The sequence below is a fragment of the Mesorhizobium sp. LNHC229A00 genome (assembly GCF_000502415.1).
Classification (GTDB): Bacteria; Pseudomonadota; Alphaproteobacteria; order Rhizobiales; family Rhizobiaceae; genus Mesorhizobium.
Genome location: NZ_AYWQ01000028.1, coordinates 1 through 25397, shown reverse-complemented (window position 1 = coordinate 25397; position 25397 = coordinate 1). Strand labels below are relative to the sequence as shown.

Below are 25397 nucleotides of genomic sequence, written 5' to 3'. Positions count from 1 at the left end.
CAAGCCGGAAAACAAACAGAAAGGGGAATGATTATGACCGACAAGATCACGAACTGGACCAGCGCAGACGATGCCATGGTCGAAAATGCCATTCGGCGGGGCGCGAGCCGCCGCGAACTCCTCAAGATGCTGTTGGCCGGCGGCGCCGCGGTTGCCGCGGGCAGCATGGTGCTTGGCCGCGCCACCAATGCCGTCGCCGCCACGCCGGTTTCCGGCGGGAGCTTCAAGGCCGCCGGCTGGTCGTCCTCGACCGCCGACACGCTCGATCCGGCAAAGGCGTCGCTGTCGACCGACTATGTCCGCTGCTGCTCGCTCTACAACCGCCTGACTTTCCTCGACAAGGATGGCGTCACGCAGATGGAGCTGGCTGAAAGCTTCGACAGCAAGGACGCCAAGACCTGGACGGTGAAGCTGCGCAAGGGCGTCACCTTCCACGACGGCAAGGCCCTCACCGCCGACGACGTCGTCTTCTCGATGAAGCGCCATCTCGATCCGGCGGTCGGTTCCAAAGTCGCCAAGATCGCCGCGCAGATGACCGGCTTCAAGGCAGTCGACAAGTCGACCGTGGAAATCACGCTGGCCGACCCGAATGCCGACCTTCCGACCATCCTGGCCCTGCATCACTTCATGATCGTGGCGGACGGCACCACCGACTTTTCCAAGGGTAATGGCACCGGCGCCTTCGTGCTGGAAGCGTTCGAACCGGGCGTGCGGTCGGTCGTCACCAAGAACAAGAACTACTGGAAATCCGGCAAGCCCTACCTCGACTCGTTCGAATTCATCGCCATCAGCGACGACAGCGCCCGCGTCAACGCCCTGCTTTCCGGCGACATCAACTTCGCCGCCTCGATCAATCCGCGCGCGATGAAGCTCATCGGCGGCCAGCAGGGCTTCGAATTGTCGAAGACGACCTCGGGCAACTACACGGACCTCAACATCCGGCTCGACATGGATCCGGGCAACAAGGCCGACTTCGTGGCCGGCATGAAATACCTCGTCAATCGCGAGCAGATCGTCAAATCGGCATTGCGCGGCCTTGGAGAAGTCGGCAACGACCAGCCCGTCTCGCCGGCAAACATCTTCCACAATGCCGACCTGAAGCCGAAGGCTTTCGATCCGGACAAGGCCAAGTTCCATTTCCAGAAGTCAGGTTTGCTCGGCCAATCCATCCCCGTGATCGCCTCCGACGCGGCGACATCGTCGATCGACATGGCGACGATCATCCAGGCCGCCGGCGCGGACATCGGCATGAAGCTCGATGTCCAGCGCGTCCCGTCCGACGGCTATTGGGACAATTACTGGCTCAAGGCGCCGATCCATTTCGGCAACATCAATCCACGCCCGACGCCGGACATTCTGTTCTCGCTCCTTTACGCCTCCAACGCGCCTTGGAACGAAAGCCAGTACAAGTCGGAGAAGTTCGACAAGCTAATGATCGAGGCGCGCGGCTCGCTTGACCAAGCCAAGCGTAAGGAAATCTACGGCCAGATGCAGACCATGGTCTCCGAGGAGGCCGGCACCATCATCCCGGCCTACATTTCCAACGTTGATGCCCTCTCCAGCAAGGTGAAGGGTTTGGAGGCGAACCCACTCGGTGGCATGATGGGCTACGCAATGGCGGAATATCTCTGGCTCGAAGCCTGAGAGGCGCCTGCCAGGGACCGGACAGCCAGTCCCTGGCACCTTAATTGCGCAACATGGCTTGGCCGAACGCAACCGCAGGAGCGCTTCCATGACGTCTGGGGTTCTAAACCTCGTGTTGAAGCGGCTGGCAATCGCGGTCATCACGCTTCTGATCGTCCTGTTCGCCGTTTTTTTCGCCACCAGCATGCTACCCGGCGACACCGCGTCGATCCTGCTCGGCCAAGCGGCGACACCCGAAGCCGTCGCCGGCCTGCGCGAGGCTATGCATCTCAACGAGCCGGCAATTCTGCGCTTCCTGCGCTGGCTTATCGGCCTGCTCCACGGCGATCTCGGCACGTCCTATGCCAACGAGATGCCGGTCGCGGCGCTGATCGGCGGGCGCTTCGTCAACACCATGGAGCTCGCCGGCATCACCACGCTGCTCTCTGTGCCGCTGGCGCTGACGCTGGGCATCACCTCCGCCATGTTGCGCGGTTCCCTCTACGACCGCGCCGTCACCATTCTTTCGATCGGCGTCATCTCCGTGCCGGAATTCATGGTCGCGACCCTCGCGGTCCTGCTTTTCGCCGTCTATCTCAAATGGCTGCCGGCGCTGTCCTCGGTCAATGAGGCGCATACGCTGACTGACCTCGTGCGCATTTACGCGATGCCGGTGATCACGCTCACCTTCGTCATCTCCGCCCAGATGATCCGCATGACCCGCGCTGCGGTGATCGAAACACTCTCCACGCCTTATGTCGAGATGGCGCTTCTCAAAGGCGCCTCACGCGGGCGCATGGTGCTCAAGCACGCACTTCCCAATGCGCTCGGGCCGATCGTCAACGCGGTCGCGCTGTCGCTGTCCTATCTGGTCGGCGGCGTCATCATCGTGGAGACGATCTTCAATTATCCCGGCATCGCCAAGCTGATGGTCGATGCGGTCGCGACCCGCGACCTGCCGCTGATCCAGAGCTGCGCGATGATCTTCTGCCTCGGCTATCTCTTGCTTATCACCGTCGCAGACATCATCGCCATCATGTCCAACCCGAGGCTCAGGTGACGATGGCGCGCGTGGCAGCTTCCCGACGGTCCTTCCTGGGCCACAGCTACAATCTGGTGGGCGTGGTGGCCTCGCTGGTCATCGTGGCGTGGACGCTGATCGCCATCTTCGCGCCCACGATCATTCCCCATTCGATCGGCGATATCGTCGACGACGATTATTTCGGCCCGATGCGTCAGGGGCTGTGGCTCGGCTCGGACTATCTGGGGCGCGACATGCTCTCGCGGGTGCTGATGGGCGCGCGTTACACCGTCGGCATATCGCTCGCTGCCGTCGGCATCGCCTGCTTCTCGGGCGTCGTGCTAGGGATGGTCGCGGCCGTCACCGGCGGCTGGCTCGACAGCTGCCTCAGCCGCTTCCTCGATGCCATGAATTCCATTCCTAGCAAGCTGTTCGGCCTTGTGGTCGTCGCCGCGGTCGGCTCGTCGATCCCGGCGCTGATCCTGACGCTCGCCGTCATCTATATACCCGGCGCCTATCGCTTCGCGCGGGCGCTCGCCGTCAACATCAACAGCATGGACTTCATGACCGTCGCCCGCGTCCGCGGCGAAAGCACCGCGTACCTCATCGGATCCGAGATCCTGCCCAACATCATACGCCCGGTGCTGGCCGACTTCGGCCTGCGCTTCGTCTTCATCGTGCTCTTGCTCTCCGGCCTGTCCTTCCTCGGCCTCGGCCTCCAGCCGCCGCTCGCCGACTGGGGCGCGCTGGTGCGCGAGAACATCGGCGGCCTGCCCTTCGCGGCACCGGCCGTCATTGTGCCCTCGCTGGCGATCGCCAGCCTCACCATCAGCGTCAACCTGCTGATCGACAACCTGCCGCGGAAGATCAGGGACAGGGACGCATGAGCAATCTCGTCGAGGTCAGGAACCTGAGGATCGAGGCTACGACGGACTCGGGTCGTGTTGTCGAAATCATCAAGGGCGTCAGCTTCGATATCGCCGATGGCGAGATCGTCGCCCTGATCGGCGAGAGTGGTTCCGGCAAGACGACGATCGCGCTCTCGCTGATGGGCTATGCGCGGCCTGGCTGCCGGATCACCGGCGGCGAGATCAATGTCAACGGCAAGAACATGGCGGCACTTTCCGAACAGCAGCGCGCCAAGTTGCGCGGCACCGACATTGCCTATGTTCCGCAAAGTGCCGCGGCCTCCTTCAACCCCTCGTCCACCATCATGGAGCAGGTGATCGAGGTTACGCGCATCCACGGGCTGATGCCGCCCGAGCAGGCGCGAAAGCGAGCGGTCGACCTGTTCCGGGCCTTGTCGCTGCCGGATCCGGAAGGGATCGGCGCGCGCTACCCGCACCAGGTTTCGGGGGGGCAATTGCAGCGGCTGTCGGCGGCCATGGCGCTCATCGGCGATCCCAAGCTGATGATCTTCGACGAGCCGACGACGGCACTCGACGTGACGACGCAGATCGACGTGCTGAAGGCATTCAAGTCGGTCATGCGGGCGGGCGGGATAGCGGGGGTCTACGTCTCCCACGACCTCGCCGTCGTCGCCCAGATCGCCGACCACATCGTTGTGCTGAAGAGCGGCGAAGTGCAGGAGACCGGCACTACGGCTCAGATACTTTCGGCTGCCCAGCACCCCTATTCGCGCGAACTGCTGGCTGCCTTCGAGCCGAAACCGCGGCAAGCACATGCGGACGCGGATGCGCGGACGAAAGAGCTGCTGCGTATCGATAATGTGACTGCCGGCTATGGTGCGGTGCGGGCTGACGGACTGCCGCTGATCCGCGCTGTCAATTCCGTCAGCCTGGTCGTCGAGAAGGGGCGCAATCTCGGCGTCATCGGCGAATCCGGCTGCGGAAAATCGACGCTCGCACGCGTCATCGCCGGCATCCATCCGGCAGCGGCCGGCGACATCATCTTCGACGGCAAGCAACTGGAGCGTACCGCTGGGAAACGCAGTCAGGACGACCTGCGTGAGATGCAGATCGTGTTCCAGTATGCCGATACCGCGCTCAATCCGGCCAAGCCTGTGGAGGACATCATCTCCCGGCCGTTGGCCTTCTATCACGGGCTCGACAGGCAGGCGCGCTCCAAGCGCGTCGATGAACTGCTCGACATGGTGCGCCTGCCTAGGACGCTACGCTACCGTCGCCCGTCGGAGCTCTCGGGCGGCCAGAAGCAGCGGGTGAACTTCGCGCGCGCTCTGGCGGCCGACCCCAAGCTGATCATCTGCGACGAAATCACTTCGGCGCTCGACACGGTGGTGGCGGCCGCCGTGATCGAACTGCTCAAGGAGTTGCAGCGCGAGTTGGGCCTTTCCTACATTTTCATCAGCCACGACCTCTCCGTCGTCGAGGCCATCTGCGACGAGATCATGGTCATGTACAACGGCGAGCGGGTGGAGCAGATCACGCCCGACAAGCTGAAGGTGCCCACCCACCCCTATTCCAAGCTTCTGTTCTCCTCAGTGCCGAAGCTTGATCCGACCTGGCTCGACGGCCTTGTCCGCGACCCCGAGCTCGTCAGCCGGTACGGCCACCGTTGAAGAAGCGGCAAAGCCTCACCTCGGAAACAGGCTGGGCAGCGGCATGTGCGCCTTGACGATGGGAGACTTCAGCACCACGAAGCTGAAATACTTGTCGATGCCGATGTCCATGTCGGTCAGGCGCTCCATGATCGTCTGGTACTCGCCAATGCCCGCGGTCACGAATTTCATCAAATAGTCGTAGCCGCCCGACACGAGGTGGCATTCGATGACCTGGTCGATCTTCTCCACGACGGCGAGAAAGCGGGCGAAGTCCACCTGGCGGTGGTTCCTCAAGGTGATTTCGGTAAATACGGTCAGCATCTGGCCGAGCTTGCCGATATTGACCTGCGCCGAATAGCCTTCGATGTAGCCTTCCGACTGCAATTTCTTGACCCGCATCAGGCACGGGCTCGGCGACAGATGCACCAGTTCGGCCAGTTCCACATTGGTGATGCGACCGTTCTTCTGCAATTCGTGAAGAATTTTGATGTCGATCCGATCCAGTTTCACGGCCGTCTCCGAAGAACGCATGCCACAGCACAAAATGCTGCCGTACCAACATTGACACTACCACAGCCCACCGGCCTGTCCATCCAAGCGGACACCGCTTTAAAACGCAGCGACTCCCGTTTTTAACCGAGCTGGCGGAATAAAATTCCGCAGCGGCCTCAACTGCAGCAGCGGCTGCCTGCGCAACGAGCTAGATTGGCGCTTCAAGGTAGAGAGACAATGCCCGCGCCGCTGCAGCAAATCGAGACATCTGGCGAACTGCCCCAATCCGCGGACGCTGTGGTGATCGGCGGTGGAATCGTCGGTATATTCGCCGCCTACTATCTGGCCGGGCGCGGCATGCAGGTCGTCCTTGTCGAAAAGGGACGCATCGGCGCCGAGCAATCCAGCAGGAACTGGGGATGGTGTCGCCAGCAGAACCGCGACGCCCGCGAGCTGCCGATGGCGACGCGAAGCCTCGATCTTTGGGAGCGCTTTGCAGCGGAAACTGGCGAGGACACCGGCTTCCGCCGCTGCGGGCTGCTCTATCTCAGCAATGACGAGGCGGAACTGGCCGGCTGGGCGCGCTGGCGTGACTTCGCCAAAACGGCCGGCGTCACCACGCACATGCTTGACAGCGCCGAGGCCAGCGAGCGGGGCCGCGCCACGGGCCGGACCTGGAAGGGCGGCGTCTTCTCGCCGACGGATGGCACCGCCGATCCGTCGCGGGCCGCGCCCTCGGTCGCCCGCGCCATCCTCAAGCTCGGGGGCTCCGTACACCAGAATTGCGCCGCCCGCGGCATCGAGACGGAGGGCGGGCGCCTGAGCGGCGTGGTCACGGAAAACGGAACGATCCGGACCAAGGTGGCGGTGCTGGCCGGCGGCGCCTGGGCTTCCTCCTTCTGCCATCAGTTCGGTTTCCGCTTTCCGCAGGCGTCGGTCCGCTCCTCAATCCTGTCCGTCTCGCCCGGTGCGGAGGGCCTGCCGGATGCAGTGCATACGGCCGGGATCTCGGCCACCCGGCGCAGCGACGGCGGCTATACGCTCGCCATAACCGGGCGTGGACGCGTGGACGTAACGCCCCAGCAGCTGCGTTTCTCCACGCAGTTCCTGCCCATGTTCCTGAAGCGGTGGCGAAGCCTCGGGCCCGGCGGGCTGCAAGGCATGCGTTCGGGCCACGAAACGCTGCGGCGCTGGCGGCTCGACCGGCCAACGCCGATGGAGCGGATGCGCATCCTCGATCCGGTTCCGGATCAGGCGACCATCCGCCTGACCCACGCTCGGGCGCTCGCGCTGCTGCCGGCACTGCGCCAAACAAAGATCAGCGCGACCTGGGCCGGCTACATCGACAGCACGCCGGACGGCGTGCCCGCCATCGGCGAGATCGATACCGTTCCGGGTTTCTTCCTGGCTGCCGGGTTTTCGGGACACGGCTTCGGCATCGGACCCGGCGCCGGGCATCTCGTCGCCGATCTGATGACCGGGTCGGAACCGATCGTCGACGCGACATCCTATGATCCGCGGCGCTTCGATGGTTCGGCCTGGGGCAAGGTCGCCGACTTCTGAGACGTGGTCCATGCCAATATCCAGGCGTGGCTTTCGCAAGCGCATCAGCCCTCACGAAGAAAGGCGCCGACAGGAGCCGGCCGGACAGGAGCCTGTCCGCGAAACCGGCCGACAGCATCGGGCGCGCAGCCGGACTGCGCCGCGACGAGTTCGACGGCGGCCAACTGACAATAGCGTCCCTGGCATCGCCCCATGCCGACGCGTGAGAGCGATTTCACTCTATTGGCCTCGCCGCCGCCGAAACCCGCGCCCTCGCGTAAGGCTCCGGCATTCACGTTTTCGCAACGGCAGACGATCGCCTCGTCTAGGAGCGCCCGCACCATCGCGGCGGGCCAGGGAAAGGCGCAAGCCAGACCACTGGCAAAGCGCTCGAGCCGCGCGAGTTTGCGCAGATCGGCGCTGGCGGAAGGCGCCGGACCTCCGAGATCGGCAAGGCATGCCGCCACCGCAAGACGCCCAGCGATCTCCGCGCCGTCCGCTCCCAGAAGACGAACCCCGTCGCCTGCAAGATAGACGCCGTTGCCGGCACGACCCATCCGGTCGGTCTTTGGCAGCCATTGCCGCCACTGCTCGTCATAGGTGAAGTCGCATCCCGCGAGGTCGGCCAGATGGGTCTCCGCCCGCAGGTGCCAGCCCATGCCGATCATGTCGCATGCAGTGAGACGCTGCCTTCCGCCGGCGTCGCGCCAGCGCATCGCTGTGACACCCGTCCCGTCGGCCTCGATCCGCTCGAGCGCAACGCCCGTATGGTAGCGGCCGCCGAGCCTCGCCCGCAGGGCCAGACCGCGCAGCGCGACAACCGGCCGGGCGGCCAGTCCCCAAAACCCCCGCGTCTGCTGATGCCAGGGAGAGGTGTCCAGCACCGCTGCCACATCCGCTCCGGCCTTGACGAGCTGCGCGCCGACCAGCGTCAGCAGAGGCCCCGATCCGATCAGGACGATGCGCCGGCCAAGCGCCACGCCCTGCGCCTTGAGCGCGATCTGCGCCGCGCCAAGACTGTAGACGCCGGCACTCTGCCAGCCCGGGACTGGAGCGACGCGGTCGGACGCGCCGGTGGCAATGATCAGGCGGTCATAGGAGATCACCTGCACGCCGACCTCCCCCATCACGTGCAGCCGACCCTTCTGCACAGCGATGACCGAGCTCGCCGCGCAATGGGTGAGTCGTCCCTCCTTGGCCAGCCGGTCGAAGAGCGTATGCAGCGCGCGCGCCTTCGCAGCCTCCGACCCGTAGAGTTGCTCCGCTGTGCGGGTAAAACCGGCAGGCGGCCGCCTATAGATCTGGCCACCAGCGCGCTGCCCTTCGTCGATCACCGCCGGGTGGAGCCCTGCCTCAACCAGCGTAGCCGCCGCCCTTATGCCGGCGGGACCGGCGCCCACGATCACGATCCGCGGCGGCAAGGTCTCGCTCACGGCCAGCTCTCCGGCTCTGTCGTGCGCAACCGCATGCCTTCGCTGACAAATGCCGAGCACGCCCGCACACGCGGCCCCTCGTCCTGCCATACCCAGCAATCCTGGCAGGCTCCCATCAGGCAGAACCCGGCCCGCGGCTCGGGTCCGAACTCGGACTTTCGCAAGGCGTGCCCTGATGCCAGCATGGCGGTCAGAACGGTGTCCCCCGCAAGTGCGTCGCGCATCTCACCGTCGAGAAAGAAATGCAGCTGCGTGCGGTCGCGCTCTGCCAGGCGGACGATACGGCCGGCGGTGATCATTCCGCGGCCTCTTGCACCGGAAGAGGACGGGGCAGTTCGGGGAACCGTTCGCAGACTGCATCGAACGCCGCCTGGACGCCTTCAGGCCCGGAGCGCCCCTTCATGCGACGGAAGATCTCCGTCTTGGCGAAGAACCGCCAATGGATCGGCAAGTCCCTTAATATGGCGGTGAGCCGGTCATAGGCCGCCGGAGTCCACTGCGCTTCGTAGCCTTCCCGCTCCGGGCCGAAATCAAAATGGCCGGCGGACGGCTTGTGCCCCGCGCGCAGCCTCGCGGTTGCCTGCTCGTCGACCTCGCCATCGCGAATGACGACGCTATAGTCGCGCTCGGCAACAATAGGTGAGACATAGCCGTGCCGTACATCCTGCGCGACCCGCCAGGGCTCGCGTTGATGCGGATCGCCGCGCCCGCCACCTCCGGCGGAGCGGATATCGAGCACGTCGCCAGGCTGCAGCACCGCCGTGTCGATGTTGCCCAGCCGCCGATCGTGCCCGGTCCCCGGATTGACGACCATGTCCGACAGGCCGGCCGCCTTGCCGCCCAGCACGCCCCAGGGACGAAAGAAGCTGCGGTCGCGGTTGCGCGCCGTAATTCTGGAATCGGGGGCAAAGACGCGGAACGCCATCTCGGTCGCCAGCCCGCCGCGCCAGCGACCCGCCCCGCCGCTGTCCCTGGCGAGCCCGTATTTCACGAATTCGACCGGGGTCTCGGTCTCGGTGATCTCGATCGGCGTGTTCTTGAGATAGGCAGCATCGGCGCCCGATCCGTTGGTCCCGTCGCGATGCGGCATCGCGCCGCCGCCGCCTACCACGGGGTTCACCGCCGCGATGACGGTCCGGCTGGTGCGCTCGTCCGTGGTCATGACATTGACGATGCAGTTGTTGCCGGCAGGAGCCGCGGGCAGGCGCTCCGGCACGGCTTGCGAGAAGGCGCCGAAGATGACCGACCGCAACCGGGCGCAGGTGAGCGAGCGCATGCCCACGGCAGCGGGGAATACCGGGTTCAGCACCGAACCCGTGGGTGCGATGCAGGTAAACGGCCGGGTGAGGCCCGTATTGAGCAGGATCTTCGGATTGAGCGTGTAGAGCACGTAGTAGACGCCGACCAGTAGCATGGTGTGTCGCGGGTCGCCGCCTGATGGCACGTTGAGTGAGGAGCCGAGCTGCGGATCGGAGCCGGTGAAATCGAGCACTGCCTCGTCGCCCTTGATCGTCAGCGTCAGCTTCAGCCGGCAGGGATTGGCCTCGACCGAATCCTCGTCGGCATAGTCTGCGAATTCCCATATGCCGTCGGGCATGGAGTGCAGCACGTCGCGCGCCTGCGCTTCGGCATGGTCAAGAAGAGCTGAAACGCCTTCGATGAAGCCGGCCTTGCCGAACTTCCTCACCATTGCCTGGATCTTGCGCTCGCCGGTGTTGAGCGCGCCGACCAGCGCCTTGATGTCGCCGATGTTGAGGTCGGGCTTGCGCACATTGGTGCTCATGATCCGCAGGATCATCTCGTCGAAGACACCCTCGTTCACCAGCTTCATGGGCGGAAAGCGGATGCCTTCCTGATGGATTTCGGTCAACGCTCGGCTGAGCGAAGCCGGCACCGCCCCGCCCATGTCGGTGTTGTGGATATGCCCGCCGGTCCAGGCGACGATCTCGTCGTCGACGAAGACCGGCTTCCACAAATGCGTGTCGGGCGCGTGCGTAGCGACGTAGCCGGAATAGGGATCGTTGGTGAACGCCACATCTCCCGGCCGGTAGTCGTCGACCATAGCGATCGCGCGGTGATAGGACAGCCCCGGATACCAGGTGGCGCCGAGTTCCATCGGCACGGCGAAGGTCCCCCCTGAACGGTCCATCAGCATCACGGTAAAGTCCTGCGTCTCCTTGACGAAGGCGGAGTGCGCGGTGCGGTGCAGCGTGTGGGCCATGTTCTCGGCCGCCGCGCGGGCATGGTTAGCCAGAACCTGAAGGTTTGTGCGGTCAAACAAAGGCATCACTCCGGGAAGGTGAGCAGAAGGTTGAGATGGCGGTCGACGCTTGCCTGCGCGCCCGCGGGAATAGCGAACGTGGTGTCTTCCTGAACGACTACGGCAGGCCCGCTGAACGTGCTGCCCGGGGCGAGGCTCTGCCGGTCGTACAGGTCGATGGTCTCGACGCTTACGCCTGTGTAGACCGGGATCCGGCGCGTCGGAATGGCCGGGGCGTCGATCACGTCGACCTTCGGGAAAGAGAGTTTCGGCCCCGCGCCTACGGCGGAGAGCCGGACATTCACAAGTTCGATCTCGCCGTCCGGATCGTGAAAATCGTAGAGCCGCTCATGGGTGCGGTGGAAGGCCTGCGCGATGGCTGCTGTGTTACCGTCCGCCAGCCATTCCGGCGACAACACAACCTCGATTTCATAGCTCTGGCCGATGTAGCGCATGTCGCAGGAGAGATTGAGTTGCGCGGACGCGTCGTGCCCCTGCGCTGCGAGCCAATCGCTGCCCTCTTGCGCGAGGGTCTCGAACGCCTCGCGGATTGTGGGGAGCGATGTGCCCGACAGCGGGCTGAAGATGGTGCGAATGAAATCACCGCGCAGGTCCGCCACCAGCCCGCCCAGCGCCGACACCACGCCGGGGCGGCGGGGCGCCATGACGCGCTTCATGCCGAGTTCGCGGGCAAGAAAGGCGCCGAGCATCGGACCGCCGCCGCCGAAGGGCATCAGCGTGAAATCGCGCAAATCGATGCCGGCGCGCGAGGCGAGTTTCTCGACCTCGACGAACATTTCCGACACCGCTATGTCGAGGATCGCCTGCGCTGTCTGCTCGACCGGACGGCCAAGCCGGGCAGCGAGGTTTCCGATCGCCCGCTGCGCCAGTCCGGTATCGATGCTGAGCTGGCCATAGGCCATTTCGCTGTGACCGAGCCATCCGCACACCACCATGGCGTCGGTCACCGTCGCCCGCTCGCCACCCCGGCCGTAGCACGCCGGTCCTGGCGTCGAACCGGCCGACTCGGGCCCCACCCGCAGCACACCCTGCGCGTCGACACTGGCGATCGAACCGCCGCCGACGCCGATCGAGCTCACCGAAACGGAGGGGATATGGAGCGGAAATTCGCCGATCAGCTCACCGGTGCCGAACTTCGGCTCGCCGTCGATGATGAGCGCGAAGTCGGCCGAGGTACCGCCGATGTCGAGGGTAAGGATCCTGTCTTCGCCTGCCTGACGGGCCAGCCACGAGGCGCCGATGACGCCGGAGGCCGTTCCCGAAAGCAGCATGTTGACGCAGGCGTGCTTGCCTTCCGCAGCTTTCATCAGCCCGCCGTTCGATTTCGTCAGCATGGGGCGGGCCGGCACGCCTCGGTCCTTCAGCCGCTCTTCCAGCGCCGTCAGATAGCCAGAGACACGCGGATGGACATAGCCGTTGAGAATGGCGGTGGAGCTGCGCTCGTATTCGCGAATGACCGGCCACACCTCGGCCGAGCAAAAGACGAAGAGTTCGGGCGCAAGACGCGCTATCGCCGCCTTCACGGATGCTTCCTGCGCGGCGTTGCGCCAGGAATGGAGGAAGGAGACGATGATCCCCTGCGCCCCATTGGCCTTTGCCGCCGCCACCGCCCTCTCTACCGCCGCCATGTCGGGCGCCAAGGATTCGCTGCCATCGGCACGCATGCGGACCGGAATGCCGAAAACCATGTCGCGCGAGATCAGCGGGTCCGGCCGCGAGCAGAACAGCGAATACATCTCCGGCATTCGCAGCCTTGCGAGTTCGATCACATCCTCGAAGCCGGCATTGGTAAACAGCGCGACCGGCGCGCCCTTGCGTTGGATGATCGTGTTGATGCCGACGGTCGTGCCGTGCACGAAACGCGTCATATGGGTAGGGTCAAAGCCTTCGCGTTCGGCCAGCAGGGTGAGACCGGTCATCAGTTCCGCGCCCGGATCTTCTGGCGTCGTCAGCACCTTTAGCGATGCGAGGCGGCCGGAATTTGCTTCGAGCGCACAGAAATCGATGAATGTTCCGCCAATATCGACGCCGACCTTCCAGTCGGCTCCGTTCTGCGCTGCATCCGCCGCGATGACACCGTCCATGATGCGTCCCTTCCTGTCTGCCAGGCAAAACTGGCACGACCGGATGGTGCGGGTCCAAGACGCATGATGGGCAAGGATATAAGTCCTGCTTATGCTTTCGCGCGATGCTCATTCAGGACGGCGGCAGAGGCAGCGCGGATCTCATCGCGCATCATCTCATCGGCCAGTGAAAGGGCCCGCGTCCGGGAGGTGAGAAGCGCGATCGGAAATTCCGGTCCTGCCGTCAGCGGCCTGACCGCAAGCCCGGCAAATTGGTGCCACGGCAGCAGCGCGTCGACCAAGGCGATGCCCAGACCGGCCTGGACGAAACCGACCGCGGAGATGGATACGTCGATTTCGAGCGACGGCGAAAGCGTCACACCTTGCGCGCGGGCAGCGTGGGCCAGTTCGTCGGCGGGGCGGGTGTTGCCGCGATACGATATCAACTCCTCCCCGACGAGGTCGGCGAGCCTCAGCTCGGCCTTCTTTTGCAGCGCGTGTCTGGCGGGCAGCAGGCACGCGAAGCCGACGCTGCCGATCACCTCCGCCTCGATATCCGGAGGAAGCCGGTCGTCCATGGCCACGCCCAGGCTGGCGTCGCCCGCACGCAGCATGTCGACGATGGCAGCGATCGGCGCGCTATGAGCACGCAACATCATGTTGGGATGCTGGGCCCGGAATTTTGTGAACGCACGCGGCAAGATAGCCATGGCCGGCGGCGGTGAAGCGGCGACCCGTACCAGACCGGTTCGACCCAGACGCAGGTCGGTGGTCTTGCGGCGCAAGCCTTCAAGCCCCGCCGACAACCTCTCGGCATCAGGGAATATCTCGAGCGCCTCCGGGGTCGGTCGCAACCGGCCCTTCACCCGCTCGAACAGGGTGAAGCCGAGTTCGTCCTCGGCGTGCAGCAGGATCTGGCTCAAAGCAGGTTGGGAGATGTTCAGCATCCGCGCCGCGGCGGTCACGGTGCCCGCGCGCATGACGGCGATGAACACTTCGAGCTGCCGGGCCCGCATTGCCACTCCATAGGTAAAGCTTATGGCTTCTGTCCAAACCCATCTTTGACGCAAGTCCGCGGTGCGGACAAGATTGGCTCATTGCATGAGGGCGCCATGGATGTGATCGTGCTGGGCGGCGGACTGATGGGAACGGCTTCGGCCTATTTCCTGGCGCGGCGCGGCGCGCGCGTGACGCTAATCGAGCGCAACCGGATCGGCACGGGAGCAACGGTTGCCTCCTTCGGCAACATCCGGCGCACGGGGCGTCACCTGTCCCAGCTTCCGCTGGCCCATCGCTCGCTCAGGCTGTGGGGCGAGGCCGAAAAAATGCTTGGCCGCGACGTGGAATTCCGCGCTACAGGCCATGTCCGGCTGATCTTCGATGAAGATAGCCTCGCCGACATGCGGGCCTACGCCAAGGCGGCGCTGCCCTGGGGGCTTGAGCTGGAGGAGCTCAGCCCGCGCGAGATTCGCGCCCGTTTTCCCGGTCTCGGTCCTGATGCTGTTGCGGCGTCGTTCTCGCCGCATGATGGCAGCGGCAATCCGCGGCTGATCGCGCCGGCTTTTGCCGAGGCGGCCCGCAAACTGGGGGCGCAAATCATCGAGGAAGCCGAGGTCGAGAACATCACCTATACGGGCACCGGTTTCCTTGTCGCCAGTTCGAAGGGTGCATTCGCCGCCGACTGCTTGCTCAACACCGCCGGAGCCTGGGGCGCGCGCATTGCCGAGCAGTTCGGCGAAGCGGTCCCGCTCGACGCCTACGGCCCCCAGATGGGCGTGACCGAGCCGCTGCCGCATCGAATTCTGCCCGTGGTCGGCATCTGGACGCGCGACAAGCACCATGGCGCCTATCTGCGCCAGGTCGAGCGGGGCAACATCGTTTTCGGCGGCGCCGCCGAGAGGGTATCGGTGGACCTGGACCCGGGCCATGCCGCCGCCGGCCCGATGCGACTGCCGTCGCAATTGCGCGCCGTCGCGCGGCTGTTGCCGGCAATCGCGCGGGTCGCCGTCATTCGCACATGGTCGGGCTGCGAGGGGTATTTGCGGGATATGCTGCCGGTCATGGGACACTCGGCGACGACGCCAGGCCTGTTCCACGCCTTCGGCTTCAGCGGACACGGCTTCCAGCTTGGTCCTGGCGTGGGCGACGCCATGGCCGAACTCATCACGACCGACCGTTGCGAAACGCCGCTCGACGACTTCAGGATCAACCGCTTCAGCCGCGCTGCTGCCTGATGGTTCCAGAGGCGAAACTGGGTCGAAACGGTTGTAACGCGCAACGGGAGAAGTTCGTTCGAACTGATCTGCTCTGTGGCTTTCTTGCGGCCGGACTGATCGTCGCCGCGCCGTCATCCAGGAATGACTTCATCAGCCGTTGAACTTGCCGAGCAGCAATGCGCAAAACGCTTGCGGCGGCAAAAGTTGCTTGCTGCCCTTGAGATGGTTCTCAAAGCTGAGGATCATGACGACAAGCTACTGGACGCTTGCTGCATCTCAAGAAACCATGAAGTCGCCGGAATGTTCGCGTGATACTCGAGGCTTATCTTGCGCCACCGCCGGTGGCCCCCAGAGAGACCTTGATTTCGGGAAGTCGGAGCTAGTTGTCGCCAAGCTCTGTTTCGAACGAGGATCAACCGATGACCGGTTTCGGGATCAGTGCTTTGGCGCCGTGAACGGATAAGATCATGCGCAAAGCCGACGTTGATCGGACTCGCTGGCCTAGAGTAGCGCGCAGAAGTTAAATCGCTGCTGTGAACTGAATTTCGATGCGGATCTCTGGCAGCGCGAAGCTCGCGCCGACTGTCGCGCGCGCCGGTGGTGCGGCGCCGTCGAGCCAACCGACCCAAGCCTTGTTCATCGCGTCGAAGTCCTCGACGTCGCGCAACCAAATCTGTGCGAACAGCAGCTTCGACCTGTCCGCGCCAACGCTCTCCAGAAGGGTATCCGCCTTTGCCAATATTTGCTGCGTCTGGCCGCAGGTACCAGCTTTCTTGTCATCGGCCGTAAGCCCCGAAAGATAGACCGTGCCGTTGTGAACGACGATCCGGCCAAGCCGCTCGTTCTTGTCAAATCGTTCGATTTTCGTCATGGCGCAGGATCCCAGATGCATTGGTCAAAAGCAGGCTGCCGGACGTATTCCGGAGCCAAGGAAACGTGTGCAACCGCGGAGCGCTGAGCGCCGGCTTGAAAGAAGCGTTGCGGGCGAAACATCTCCATCTCATCATGGATCTTGCCGCGCAGAATGCCCAAACGGCTGATAGTCGGTGTCACCGGTGCATCCGGCTCCGTGCTCGCGCTGGAGACCATTCGTCAACTGGTCAGAGCCGGGGTGGAGACGCATCTCGTCGTTTCCAAGGGCGCGCGATTGACCGTCGCGCATGAGCTCGGCGTCGACGGCCTTGCCCAACTGACGTCTGTCGCCAACCACTTCCTATGCTTTGCCTGATCTGGTCGATTAATTCAGCCTAGCAATCAACGACGATCGCCGACAGCGCATTTCTCACCCACCCGACGAGCATGAAGCGATGTTATGGTCGGCGTCAAATGAGCCCAATGTCCCATTGCTTGATCTCCGTGCGGCAGGAGAGCGCAAACAGGACGGCTGACGTTGCGGACACACCCATGGTCGCGTCGAGAGCAACGCCGGCGCCGACCATCAGCACGCCAGACACCAAGGCCCTGACCAGGATTCTGCGCAACGGCATTCCTTCAGGATAGGCGGAGCCTATCTATCGCGCCAAGGGCAGTCCAGGTTCATGGGTGAGCGGTCTAGCATTGCGGCTGCACTACACAGCGCCCGCAGCGCTTGCACCTGTGGCAAAGCCACGGCATGCACACATAAAAGAAGTCACGAAAGGCAAGTCGCATGTGCGCGCTCCGCCCTGAAGATTTGAAGATGCTTGGCGAGGTCGTCGACGCCTACTGCCGCGGCACAACCTAACCACCAAACTGGACCGCGAGCACATCGCCCTGACCGGAAGCAGCGGCATCCTATTTCAACTGCAACCACGAATAAGCAGCTGCGCGGCAAAGGCTTTCGGCCCGAGACTATCCAGCAGCATGCCTGTGGTGACGTCGAGCTCGGCCGCAGCCGTCAGGGGCATCGCCTGTGAGGCGAGCATGGCCCGCGCGGCCTGAATCTCATGCTCATCCAGCGCGCCTTGCGGCGGGCCGCGCCGCCGCGGGGGAACCGCTCAAACGCCGCGAACACTTCAAAGACCTGGTTTGAAGGTCCTTGCACGGTGTCAATGCCGTCCGCCAGCGAGACAAACCCCGCCTCGAGGATCCGCAGCGACGCGAGTGCGGCGCAGGCCTTGCCAGCGGTGTGGGTCAGCCGCGTCAGATCATCAACCACCAGCACGTCCTGCGCCTTGAGGCTGCCAAGCAGACGAGCCAGCCGCGGCTGGCGCTGCTGATGGACCGGCGACATGCCGCACATTCGCGGACGACGCGCAATCCGCTCGAGATAGACGCGGTCACAACCGGCCTTGAGCAGGCGGGCAGTTTGCGCCGCGCCGTCTTCTTCCGAAGGCTTGAGGAGCGCATACCCCAGCCGCATTCCGAAGGCCTACGCGCCCAGCAACAGCTTCCGAAGCTGCTGCTGGGCTTCGGCAACCGACGACGCGAACTGGACTTGCGGCGACAGCACCCCGCGCAGCGCCAGAGCCTGCTTAACCCCCGGAGACGCGCCGGCGATGAAATAGCGCAGGCCGGCCTTCACGGTCTTGCGCACCGAGGTTTCCACAATGGTCGCCGCCGTGGAATCGAGAAACGGCACGGCTGCGAAGTCGAGGATGATGTTCTTGCGCTCGAGGGCGAGCTGGTCGAGCACAGTACCAACGGCTGACGCTGCCCCGAAGAAGAACGCCCCGGTAATGCGATACACGGCCGTGTGCGGGTCAGTCGCGGCGCTTGGGTCATAGGGCGGGCGCACATCGGCGTCGTCGGCCTGGTCCTCCGGCACCAGGACCGCGCCGTGCTGCTCGATACCGGTGGCCTGCGACATACGGTGGATGAACAGCAATGCACCCATGGCGAATCCCACCACAATCGCTTCGGAGAGGCTGCGAAACACGGTCAGGCCGAAGGTGGTGAGCAGCACCAGCGCGTCGCCCCACGACGTGCGGATAAGTGTCGCAAACTCGTGCTTCTCCGCCATGCCCCAGGCGACTACGGCGAGCACCCCGGCGAGGCAGGCCAGCGGGATGTAACTGGCAAGTGGCGCCGCGACTAGCATGAACAGCAGCACGAAGGCCGAGTGGAACGCACCAGCCAGTGGGCTGCGGGCGCCGGCGCGGACGTTTGTTGCGGTTCGCGCCACGGTGCCGGTGACACAGATGCCGCCAAACAGCGCCGAGGCGATGTTGGCGCACCCCTGCCCCACCAGTTCCATGTTCGAGCGGTGTCGGCGGCCGGTCATGCCGTCCGCCACCATGGCGGAGAGCAGCGATTCAATCGCGCCGAGCAGCGTAAACGACAGCGCGTCCGGCAGGACCGCCTGCATTTTCGCGAGGGACAGCGGCGGCAGCGCCGGCAGTGGCAGCGAGCTGGGAATTCCGCCGAAGCGCGTGCCGATGGTTTCCACCGGCAGCTTGAGGACATAGACCAGCAGGGAGCCCGCGACCACTGCGACGAGGATGGCTGGCCATGTCGGCCTGACCTTTCTCACGCCGACGATGAGGGCGATGGTCAGGACGGCAACGCCGACGGCGGCAGGATTGATGGTCGCGATGGAGCCGGCCAGGACCTGGATCTTGGAGACAAAATCGGCAGGCTCTTTCACCGCGAGGGTCAGACCAAGCAGGTCGTGCAATTGACCGGCAAACAGGATCACGGCGATGCCGGAGATGAACCCGACCGTGACCGGATAGGGAATGAACTTGATGTAGCTGCCCAGCCTCAGGAAACCGAGGAGCATGAGCATGACGCCGGCCATGATAGTGGCCAGCAGCAGGCCGTCGAAGCCGTGATTGGCGATGGTGGTGGCGACAACCACCGTAAAGGCGGCGGCAGGCCCGCCGATCTGGAACCTGCTCCCGCCGAGCAGGGACACCAGGCAGCCGCCTACGACGGCCGTAAACAGGCCGCGCTCGGGCGTGGTGCCCGACGCAATGGCAATCGCCATCGACAGCGGCAGGGCGACGATGGCGACGGTCAGGCCCGCAATCAGATCCGCGCGCAGGTTCGCCCACCCGTAGCCTTCGCGAAGCACGGTAATTGTCTTGGGCGTGAACAGCTCGACGAAGCTTGGGCGGGCGGCAGGCCTCACGGCCGAGACTGAATTATCCACAAAGTGAGCCTTCCTTAGTTGAAAGGCGGCGGGATCGTCGGCGTCAACGTCGGCGGTCGCGTCGCGACGGGCGGTTAATGTGCTTTCCCCAGCAGAACGTCAGGGTGGCGGAGGCGAACCCCGCGCCCGCCCCGGTCGCTGCGCTCATGGTCGCTAATTACGTCGACGCCGGCGCTATTGAGCGCCTGCACAACCTTGGTCAACGAGTCGACCACGCCACGGACGTTGCCGTCGCTGGCTTCCATCCGCTGGATGGTGGCGATCGACACGCCGGACAGTTCGGCCAGTTTGACTTGGTCGATGCCGAGCATGGCGCGTGCGGCACGCATTTGAGCCGAGGTGATCAAGGGTAGGTGCGCTCCTTTCGCGACGGGGTAAGCAATATCGAAGCGACGTAGTAATGTGTCATACCTCAGTCAAGCAATAAGGAACAGCACTTCTAAGGCGTCACGGCGGTATCTGCACATATGCCCGGCGCCTGTGCGGAACTGTCGCGCACGGATGGCACAAAGGGACCGATCACTAGCCCCGGAGATCGGCTGGCCGCTCTGGATTGATTACTTTCACTGTTGCGCCAAACCGAGCGGTGCTTTCGTCAAGCTCCAGCTTTTCGGCATCCGCAGCCGGCCGAAAGGGAATGTCACCCCGTGATTTCCGCGCATTGTGGGGGGCGGGTTTAAGCCGGTTGCCCTGGTCTGGATGTGGGCGCTCATGCCATCTGAGGCTTAGTCAGCCATTCTCATTCTCCAGTGTTGGGCCGCGCGTGTTCAACGCGCGGTCCTGTTGCGCGGCCTGGCGCGATGGGAGCCAGCCTCTGAACGAAAGCCTAATGAGATCCCATTCAATGTCGTCGGCGCCCACCGCAGGTGACATCAGAAGCCGCGGCGGGGCGAGATCGCGCACGTGTCCCGCGATCACAATCGCGTTGCGGTTGGGCACGCCACGACTGTCGAGTATCAGCACGTTGCTCCACACCGCGTTGAGCCTCGCCGCGATGTGGTCGGGCATGGGGTCCAGGTCGTGCAGCGCATGCACGTTGGCGATCAAGCAACCCGAAGCATTTTTCAGCCGGCGGTGCGCGAGCCTGAAGAACGGCTCGGACTGCAGGTTGTCGGGTATCCGGGCGCCGGCGTAAGCGTCCATGACGATGGCGTCATAGCGCTTGGTCTCGGCGCGCAAGAAGTCTTCCCCATCGGCGACGCGACAAGCGACATGCCAGGGAAGGCCAAAATGGCGCCGTGCGACCTGGAAGGCTTTCGGATCGATATCGACGACGGTGACACGCACCCCGACTTGGTCGAGCATAGTAGCCAGGCTGCCGCCACCACCGCCAATCATCAGCACCTCGCGCGACTGCTTTTGGATCAGCAGCCCGAAAATGGCGTGCACATATGGCACGACGCTGACGCCGCTGTGGTCGCACTCACTTTGAAAGCAACCGCCCTGCCGGCAGATAAAGGAGCCCATATCGCGGGCCTGTAGAACCTCGATGTGACCGAACTCCGAATGGTATTTGGCGATCCTGATCATGATCCTGCCGGAATGCCGGACCGCGTCCGGCAGATGCGAGCCGCGGGTGCGGCGCACGCAATCCTTTAGTATATATTGAACGTTTAGATCTGATGTCTGACACACCAGTGCGCGAGTTTCCTCACATGATCACGGCTCCCCAACTGCGTGCCGCCAGGGCGCTCCTCGGCATCGACCAGCGCACGCTCGCCGACCTCTCCGGCCTGTCCGTGCCGACAATTCAGCGTATGGAGGCCAGTGAGGCCATGATCAGAGGCAACGTTGATTCGCTTATGAAGCTGATCGGCGCCCTGGAATTCGCCGGCGTTGAACTGATCAGCGACAGCGTGCCAAGCCAGGCCGGCGGGCGTGGCGTAAGATTGAAGGCTGATTTCGATCCGTCCAAGCTCTCGGCTCTGGGTCCAAAAGCCAAAGGCATACTGTCGGCGGTGTCGTGACGCGGCCTTCGCGCATCCATGGCGGCCGGCGCGCCGCCCACAGCACCATTCAAGTGCGGCCTCCGTGCCCCTTCACATGCGCGACACGGGACCTGCGGGGGCACCATGGACGAACTCACGCCTGATCCCTTGGACACGTTCTGGTCGCCGACTGCTGGGGTTCATCTGGCGCAAGACCGGCCCACGCTTGCCATGGCTGACCTGCGCGGGATGCTCGGGCGGTGTCCCCGATGCGGACAAGGCAAGCTGTTCAGGTCCTACCTGAAGCAGGTTGACCGCTGTCGCGTGTGTAGCGAGGCCTACGGCCACATCCGATCGGATGACGCGGCGTCCCTGGCTCACGATCCTGGTGGTCGGCCATCTGGTTGTGCCTCTCGCCCTAGCGGTCGAAACCAAGGTGATGACGGTATGGCCCATGCTGGCACTTGGCGCCGCGCTGGTAGTTGTGCCACGCGCCAAGGGCCTGCTGCTGAGCGTGATCTTAGTGACACGGGCACCCGGATCGGAACGCGAAGGTGAGCTGGAGGCGGAACATGACGGAGCTTGAAGGCGCGCAAAGCAAGCGCCCGACCTTGCAGGTCGCCCTCACCAGAGGACTCAACGGACGCTGCCCGAACTGCGGCCGCGGCCACCTGTTCCGGGCTTACCTAAAACAGGTTGAAACCTGTGCCAGCTGCGGCGAACGTTACGGCGACATCGAGTCGGATGATGCCGCGCCGTGGTTCACGATCCTGCTCGCCAGCGTCGCCGCGGCGCCCCTATATTTCGTTTTCCAGAGACTGCTCGACTCGCACTTCATCCTGGCGATGATCCTGCTCGTGATGATGGTCGTTGCGCTGATCCTGGTCCTGTTGCCCCGGGTCAAGGGTGTGCTGCTCAGTGCGTTCTGGCTCTCGCGGCAGGCGAGTGACAGCGAGCGCGCGGGCGAATGACGCCATGACCCACCAGCCGCCATCTTCGCCGCAGTTTTTTCTCACGGCGCCGACGTCCTGCCCGTACCTGGACAGCCACGTCGAGCGGAAAGTGTTCGTGCATCTGTCGGATGGCAAGGCTGTCGCCTTGAACGACCAGCTCTCGGAGCGCGGGTTCAGGCGTTCCCAGAACATTGCCTACCGGCCAGCGTGCGATGGCTGCCGGGCATGTGTGTCCGTCCGGATCGTGGTCAAGGACTTTGTGCGGACGCGCTCCCTGCAGAAAGTCTGGTTGCGCCATGCGGACCTGCGCCACTCCCGCCACCGGGCCGAGGCCTCGCGGGAGCAATTCGCCCTGTTCCTGCGCTACATCGAGGCACGGCACAGCACAGGCGGCATGGCGGACATGGACGCGCTCGACTACGCGCGAATGATTGAAGACACGCACGTCAACACCAAGCTCGTCGAATACCGGCGACCTGGTGGTGCAGGCGTTGCCGCCGGCAGTTCGGGCGTCCTGGTCGCGGCAGCGCTCACCGACGTGCTGGCCGACGGCTTGTCGATGGTCTACTCCTTCTACGATCCTTCCGACCAAGGGGGATCCCTCGGCACATTCATGATCCTTGAGCACATCGAACGGGCACGGGCGCTGGGGCTGCCGTACCTGTATCTCGGCTACTGGATCAGGGGTTCGCGCAAAATGCAGTACAAGACCCGGTTCATGCCGCAGGAGCATCTCGGACCCTCCGGCTGGAAGCGGTATTGAGTAACAAAGGAATGTCCGCAAAACGCCCGTTTTTCGGCCAGTCGGGCCGAGGTGCTCATGAGTGACAGAAATCGAAGCCGCAAATGTCCGGAAATCATGTGCGGAACTCTGTTCAGCCTGCCGCCTGAACGCACAGACTCCCCCCATATTTCTGTCATCGAGCCGAAACCGTTCTTGGCATTGTAATTGTTCAGCGCTCGTAGTCGTTATCATTTGAGCGCTGGGTCTTGCGGTCCTGTTCTTCAGCCTGCTGAGCCTTCTGCTTGTTGGGGTCCTTCTGCTTGGCTCTCACCTTCTCCTGCTCGGTGCCTGTGCGCGGCTGCTCCGGCTCGCGGGGATTGTCCCGAGTTGGAACGTCTCGTGCTCGCGCCTCGCGCTCGTGGATCGGCTCGCCACCGCCACCACCACGACGCTGCTGCTGCCGCTCGAATNGCGGTCGTGCATCTTGTCGTTGACCTCTTCACGATACTGTTCGAACTGTCCTTGATGCGCCGGCGGCAGCGTCTCGCGCATATTGTCGAGAGCCTGATTGACACGGGCCATCTGACGCCGCATTTCCAAGGGGGTTTGCACCATGTTCAAATCTCCTATCAGTGCATTCAATTCTCTCATACCGGGATGGGACAGGAAAGACTTCTGCCCCGATTGATCAGCCCCGCGAGCCACGTCAGGACCTGGTTGCCCATCCCCTGTTCGATCGCGACGGAACTGCAGAAAATTGTTGCCGATCGACTCGGCCGCCGTGAGCGCTTGACCCACCACACCGACTGCGCGCATCGTCGTCACTGTCCTTTGCCATGCGGCGGCGATTGCATCGCCGTTCACGACAAGGGATTGGACATCGAAGCGGCGTTGCCGCTTGGCCTCCACTCGCTCTATCGTCCTTGCGCTGACCTGGTAGCGCGGATCGCTCTGGGCGCGGCTATAAGCCCCGGCATGCTCCTTGGTGAACGGCCGCGTCATCGCATGATCCATTCGCCGCGTCGCCACCATCGCAATGCCGTTCTCGCGTGCTTTTTCCGCAAAGGTCTCGCGCCAGGCGGCCAGATCCGGCTTGTAGAATTTCAGGCGCTCGCCGTCGGCAGAGCGCGCCTGCACCATCGCATGGATATGGACGTGCTTGGTGTCGTTGTGATGCGCCAGGACGAACTTGTATCCTGGCGCTCGCTCCTCCATCACGGCGCGCGCCGCGGCCATGACGGCGTTGGCATCGGTGCCGGCCCTTGCCGAGAAAAGCAGGTGATAGGCATTGCGGCGCTCACGCCCCGAAAACTTCGGGCGCCATTGTTCATAGACTGAAGCCGCAGCCTTCGTGGAGTTCTTCACCCCGGGCACAGACTCGCCATTTGCATGGCGGACGTCGCTGTGGGTGCGGATGAACTTCTGCAGGAAGTATTTCGCTTTGGGTTCACGGCTCACGGCCGCCGTTACCTCTGCCTTGGCGACCACCCCCGCCACGCCCATAGTTTCGGACAAACGCGCCTCGATCTTGTCGAGCGCCTTGCTGCGCGAATTCTCCCGACCGCCGGCCAGAATTCTCGCAAGCGGTCCAGCCCGCTCATCGGTGTGCGCGTAAACCTGCACCGTCTGTCCGTCCTGCGCATAGATGAACGGTTTCGCACCGAGCGCCTTGTTCAAGGCCTCGCTCAAAGCGGCACCGTTGACCTCGCCGGCAAGCTCGAAACGAACCTCGATAAAATTGGTGTTCTCCAGGGGCGGTTCGAACGTCTCGCAAAACGTCTCCAGAAACGCTTTCCGTGCGCCGCCTGTCGCAAGGACCTGCCCATCCTCGTCAAAAATCTCGATGTCGTGTTTCTCGCCTTTTTCGTCCTCGCGCTTGCCGATGTAATTGAGCAGCCGAGCAGCGGCTTCCCTGGTCGACGGAGGATTGGGCATGACCTTGAACACGGCAGGCTGGGCGCCCGCCGCATAGCCTGCCCGTGCCGCCACGGCCCGCGCCTGATAGCCCACCCGCGCCGCTCGTCCTCTACCGCCAGAGCGGTCAGCACTACGACCGCCACCCCCGCCCCGCCGCGTCCACTCTTCCTCCTCCTCTTCCGGCCGGAAACCGGCGAGCGTGGCGCCATAGACCAGGATCGGCGCGCTAGTGGCCTTGTGCGAGCTCGTAGCAGTAGTGGCCTTTGGAGCCCTGCTCGACATAGAACTCCCAGAAGCCCCCAATCCTCCCGGCGACGAACGAGGGGGGTTGCTGCCGCCACCTAGCGTCGAGCCGGCCTGTCCTTGCCCGAGGCGCCCGCCGCCACCGGTCCGCTCATAACTCTTCATCGCCTGGAATTCACCGGCCGCGCGTCGGCCCCCCGTCAGAGAATTGTCGTCGTCCAGCTCCTCACGCTGAACGCCGGACCCACCCCGCAGATAGCGTTCGATTTCGGCCGCGTAGCCAGCAAGACGACCGCTCATGGCCTGGCCTCCCTCGCCTTGCGTGACCCGCCAGTCATCGCCTTCAGTTCCTCGCGAAACTGCCGCAC

The 25397-nt window shown here is 64.0% G+C and carries 25 protein-coding genes and 1 pseudogene; 13 read left to right on the top strand and 13 right to left on the bottom strand.

From position 1 onward, the window contains the following. The first annotated feature begins 33 nt into the window (after positions 1–33). The 4 genes from X742_RS142190 to X742_RS142205 all read left to right on the top strand — a co-directional run bounded on the left by X742_RS142190 (position 34) and on the right by X742_RS142205 (position 5183). A complete protein-coding gene (locus X742_RS142190) occupies positions 34–1644 on the top strand; it encodes an ABC transporter substrate-binding protein (protein WP_023775127.1) in 1611 nt (536 codons plus the stop codon). Positions 1645–1732: 88 nt separating this feature from the next. Next, a complete protein-coding gene (locus X742_RS142195) occupies positions 1733–2683 on the top strand; it encodes an ABC transporter permease (protein ID WP_031248622.1) in 951 nt (316 codons plus the stop codon). Positions 2684–2685: 2 nt separating this feature from the next. Then, on the top strand, positions 2686–3531 hold the full coding sequence (locus tag X742_RS142200; RefSeq protein WP_023775125.1) for an ABC transporter permease: 846 nt from the start codon (positions 2686–2688) through the stop codon (positions 3529–3531). Continuing rightward, positions 3528–5183 (top strand): ABC transporter ATP-binding protein, encoded by a 1656-nt coding sequence (locus X742_RS142205; protein ID WP_023775124.1) that lies wholly within the window; start codon positions 3528–3530, stop codon positions 5181–5183. Before X742_RS142200 ends, X742_RS142205 begins: the two co-directional genes overlap by 4 nt. A 15-nt stretch (positions 5184–5198) precedes the next feature. Here the strand turns inward: X742_RS142205 and X742_RS142210 are convergent, their stop codons facing one another. Then, positions 5199–5675 carry an Lrp/AsnC family transcriptional regulator gene (locus X742_RS142210; protein WP_031248621.1) on the bottom strand — a complete coding sequence of 159 codons (477 nt, stop codon included), beginning with the start codon at positions 5673–5675 and terminating at the stop codon, positions 5199–5201. 219 nt (positions 5676–5894) lie between these two features. On the opposite strand from X742_RS142210, the gene X742_RS142215 reads away from it, so the two are divergent. Beyond that, positions 5895–7220 (top strand): FAD-binding oxidoreductase, encoded by a 1326-nt coding sequence (locus tag X742_RS142215; protein WP_023775122.1) that lies wholly within the window; start codon positions 5895–5897, stop codon positions 7218–7220. A 44-nt stretch (positions 7221–7264) separates the two neighbouring features. Here the strand turns inward: X742_RS142215 and X742_RS142220 are convergent, their stop codons facing one another. From X742_RS142220 to X742_RS142240, 5 genes are all read right to left on the bottom strand, one after another. Beyond that, a complete protein-coding gene (locus X742_RS142220; RefSeq protein ID WP_023775121.1) occupies positions 7265–8632 on the bottom strand; it encodes an NAD(P)/FAD-dependent oxidoreductase in 1368 nt (455 codons plus the stop codon). Beyond that, complete coding sequence (locus X742_RS142225; protein WP_023775120.1) at positions 8629–8931, bottom strand: (2Fe-2S)-binding protein; 303 nt, start codon at positions 8929–8931, stop codon at positions 8629–8631. The genes X742_RS142220 and X742_RS142225 overlap by 4 nt, the downstream gene beginning before the upstream one ends. After that, positions 8928–10913, bottom strand: a complete 1986-nt coding sequence (locus X742_RS142230) for a hydantoinase B/oxoprolinase family protein (protein WP_032925075.1) — start codon at positions 10911–10913, stop codon at positions 8928–8930. Before X742_RS142230 ends, X742_RS142225 begins: the two co-directional genes overlap by 4 nt. A 5-nt stretch (positions 10914–10918) precedes the next feature. Then, on the bottom strand, positions 10919–12997 hold the full coding sequence (locus X742_RS142235; RefSeq protein ID WP_023775118.1) for a hydantoinase/oxoprolinase family protein: 2079 nt from the start codon (positions 12995–12997) through the stop codon (positions 10919–10921). An 89-nt stretch (positions 12998–13086) separates the two neighbouring features. Continuing rightward, positions 13087–13992: a LysR family transcriptional regulator gene (locus X742_RS142240; protein ID WP_023775117.1), complete on the bottom strand. Its 906-nt coding sequence runs from the start codon at positions 13990–13992 to the stop codon at positions 13087–13089. A 96-nt stretch (positions 13993–14088) separates the two neighbouring features. Between X742_RS142240 and X742_RS142245 the strand changes: the two genes are divergently transcribed. After that, positions 14089–15210, top strand: coding sequence for an FAD-dependent oxidoreductase (locus X742_RS142245; protein ID WP_023775116.1), 1122 nt, complete (start codon positions 14089–14091; stop codon positions 15208–15210). Positions 15211–15712: 502 nt separating this feature from the next. Here the strand turns inward: X742_RS142245 and X742_RS142250 are convergent. Next, a complete protein-coding gene (locus X742_RS142250; protein ID WP_031248620.1) occupies positions 15713–16063 on the bottom strand; it encodes a RidA family protein in 351 nt (116 codons plus the stop codon). A 153-nt stretch (positions 16064–16216) separates the two neighbouring features. Between X742_RS142250 and X742_RS01000000170865 the strand changes: the two genes are divergently transcribed. Further along, positions 16217–16420, top strand: a complete 204-nt coding sequence (locus X742_RS01000000170865; protein WP_023775113.1) for a flavoprotein — start codon at positions 16217–16219, stop codon at positions 16418–16420. 94 nt (positions 16421–16514) lie between these two features. Here X742_RS01000000170865 and X742_RS1000000174375 read toward each other — a convergent pair whose 3' ends face one another. From X742_RS1000000174375 to X742_RS142270, 5 genes are all read right to left on the bottom strand, one after another. Next, the gene (locus X742_RS1000000174375) at positions 16515–16673 is read right to left on the bottom strand and encodes a hypothetical protein (RefSeq protein WP_156939471.1); all 159 of its coding nucleotides are present in this window, start codon (positions 16671–16673) and stop codon (positions 16515–16517) included. A 395-nt stretch (positions 16674–17068) separates the two neighbouring features. Further along, a complete protein-coding gene (locus X742_RS142255) occupies positions 17069–17533 on the bottom strand; it encodes a recombinase family protein (RefSeq protein WP_023775110.1) in 465 nt (154 codons plus the stop codon). Positions 17534–17542: 9 nt separating this feature from the next. Next, positions 17543–19264, bottom strand: coding sequence for a SulP family inorganic anion transporter (locus X742_RS142260; RefSeq protein WP_051407787.1), 1722 nt, complete (start codon positions 19262–19264; stop codon positions 17543–17545). Between the two features lie 74 nt (positions 19265–19338). Further along, entirely contained in the window at positions 19339–19611 is a 273-nt protein-coding gene (locus X742_RS142265) for a helix-turn-helix transcriptional regulator (protein ID WP_023775108.1), read from the bottom strand. A 382-nt stretch (positions 19612–19993) separates the two neighbouring features. After that, entirely contained in the window at positions 19994–20794 is an 801-nt protein-coding gene (locus X742_RS142270) for a fused MFS/spermidine synthase (RefSeq protein ID WP_156939470.1), read from the bottom strand. Positions 20795–20919: 125 nt separating this feature from the next. Here X742_RS142270 and X742_RS142275 point away from each other — a divergent pair, with 125 nt between their 5' ends. The 5 genes and pseudogenes from X742_RS142275 to X742_RS142285 all read left to right on the top strand — a co-directional run bounded on the left by X742_RS142275 (position 20920) and on the right by X742_RS142285 (position 22908). After that, positions 20920–21231, top strand: a complete 312-nt coding sequence (locus X742_RS142275; protein ID WP_023775106.1) for a helix-turn-helix transcriptional regulator — start codon at positions 20920–20922, stop codon at positions 21229–21231. A gap of 18 nt (positions 21232–21249) precedes the next feature. Then, positions 21250–21524 (top strand): annotated as a pseudogene (locus tag X742_RS1000000176825) (hypothetical protein); the annotation flags it as partial. Positions 21525–21550: 26 nt separating this feature from the next. Further along, the gene (locus X742_RS1000000173320) at positions 21551–21778 is read left to right on the top strand and encodes a DUF983 domain-containing protein (protein ID WP_023775105.1); all 228 of its coding nucleotides are present in this window, start codon (positions 21551–21553) and stop codon (positions 21776–21778) included. After that, positions 21765–22163 (top strand): DUF983 domain-containing protein, encoded by a 399-nt coding sequence (locus tag X742_RS142280; RefSeq protein WP_023775104.1) that lies wholly within the window; start codon positions 21765–21767, stop codon positions 22161–22163. Before X742_RS1000000173320 ends, X742_RS142280 begins: the two co-directional genes overlap by 14 nt. Positions 22164–22167: 4 nt before the next feature. Next, complete coding sequence (locus X742_RS142285; protein WP_023775103.1) at positions 22168–22908, top strand: arginyltransferase; 741 nt, start codon at positions 22168–22170, stop codon at positions 22906–22908. Positions 22909–23196: 288 nt separating this feature from the next. Here X742_RS142285 and X742_RS142290 read toward each other — a convergent pair whose 3' ends face one another. Further along, complete coding sequence (locus tag X742_RS142290) at positions 23197–24879, bottom strand: relaxase/mobilization nuclease domain-containing protein (RefSeq protein WP_023775102.1); 1683 nt, start codon at positions 24877–24879, stop codon at positions 23197–23199. 270 nt (positions 24880–25149) lie between these two features. On the opposite strand from X742_RS142290, the gene X742_RS1000000175255 reads away from it, so the two are divergent. Next, positions 25150–25397, top strand: a 248-nt coding sequence (locus tag X742_RS1000000175255) for a hypothetical protein (protein ID WP_032925070.1), incomplete at its 3' end; no start/stop codon positions are given.

Bases quoted from the DNA above. Each gene is read 5' to 3' on its own strand.
- X742_RS142200 (WP_023775125.1), top strand. From the start codon at position 2,686: ATGGCGCGCGTGGCAGCTTCCCGACGGTCCTTCCTGGGCCACAGCTAC.
- X742_RS142275 (WP_023775106.1), top strand. From the start codon at position 20,920: ATGATCACGGCTCCCCAACTGCGTGCCGCCAGGGCGCTCCTCGGCATC.
- X742_RS142285 (WP_023775103.1), top strand. From the start codon at position 22,168: ATGACCCACCAGCCGCCATCTTCGCCGCAGTTTTTTCTCACGGCGCCG.
- X742_RS142235 (WP_023775118.1), bottom strand. From the start codon at position 12,997: ATGGACGGTGTCATCGCGGCGGATGCAGCGCAGAACGGAGCCGACTGG.
- X742_RS142255 (WP_023775110.1), bottom strand. From the start codon at position 17,533: ATGCGGCTGGGGTATGCGCTCCTCAAGCCTTCGGAAGAAGACGGCGCG.
- X742_RS142195 (WP_031248622.1), top strand. From the start codon at position 1,733: ATGACGTCTGGGGTTCTAAACCTCGTGTTGAAGCGGCTGGCAATCGCG.
- X742_RS142215 (WP_023775122.1), top strand. From the start codon at position 5,895: ATGCCCGCGCCGCTGCAGCAAATCGAGACATCTGGCGAACTGCCCCAA.
- X742_RS142190 (WP_023775127.1), top strand. From the start codon at position 34: ATGACCGACAAGATCACGAACTGGACCAGCGCAGACGATGCCATGGTC.
- X742_RS142280 (WP_023775104.1), top strand. From the start codon at position 21,765: ATGACGGAGCTTGAAGGCGCGCAAAGCAAGCGCCCGACCTTGCAGGTC.
- X742_RS142240 (WP_023775117.1), bottom strand. From the start codon at position 13,992: ATGCGGGCCCGGCAGCTCGAAGTGTTCATCGCCGTCATGCGCGCGGGC.
- X742_RS01000000170865 (WP_023775113.1), top strand. From the start codon at position 16,217: ATGCCCAAACGGCTGATAGTCGGTGTCACCGGTGCATCCGGCTCCGTG.
- X742_RS1000000173320 (WP_023775105.1), top strand. From the start codon at position 21,551: ATGACGCGGCGTCCCTGGCTCACGATCCTGGTGGTCGGCCATCTGGTT.
- X742_RS142270 (WP_156939470.1), bottom strand. From the start codon at position 20,794: ATGATCAGGATCGCCAAATACCATTCGGAGTTCGGTCACATCGAGGTT.
- X742_RS142225 (WP_023775120.1), bottom strand. From the start codon at position 8,931: ATGATCACCGCCGGCCGTATCGTCCGCCTGGCAGAGCGCGACCGCACG.
- X742_RS142205 (WP_023775124.1), top strand. From the start codon at position 3,528: ATGAGCAATCTCGTCGAGGTCAGGAACCTGAGGATCGAGGCTACGACG.
- X742_RS142245 (WP_023775116.1), top strand. From the start codon at position 14,089: ATGGATGTGATCGTGCTGGGCGGCGGACTGATGGGAACGGCTTCGGCC.
- X742_RS142250 (WP_031248620.1), bottom strand. From the start codon at position 16,063: ATGACGAAAATCGAACGATTTGACAAGAACGAGCGGCTTGGCCGGATC.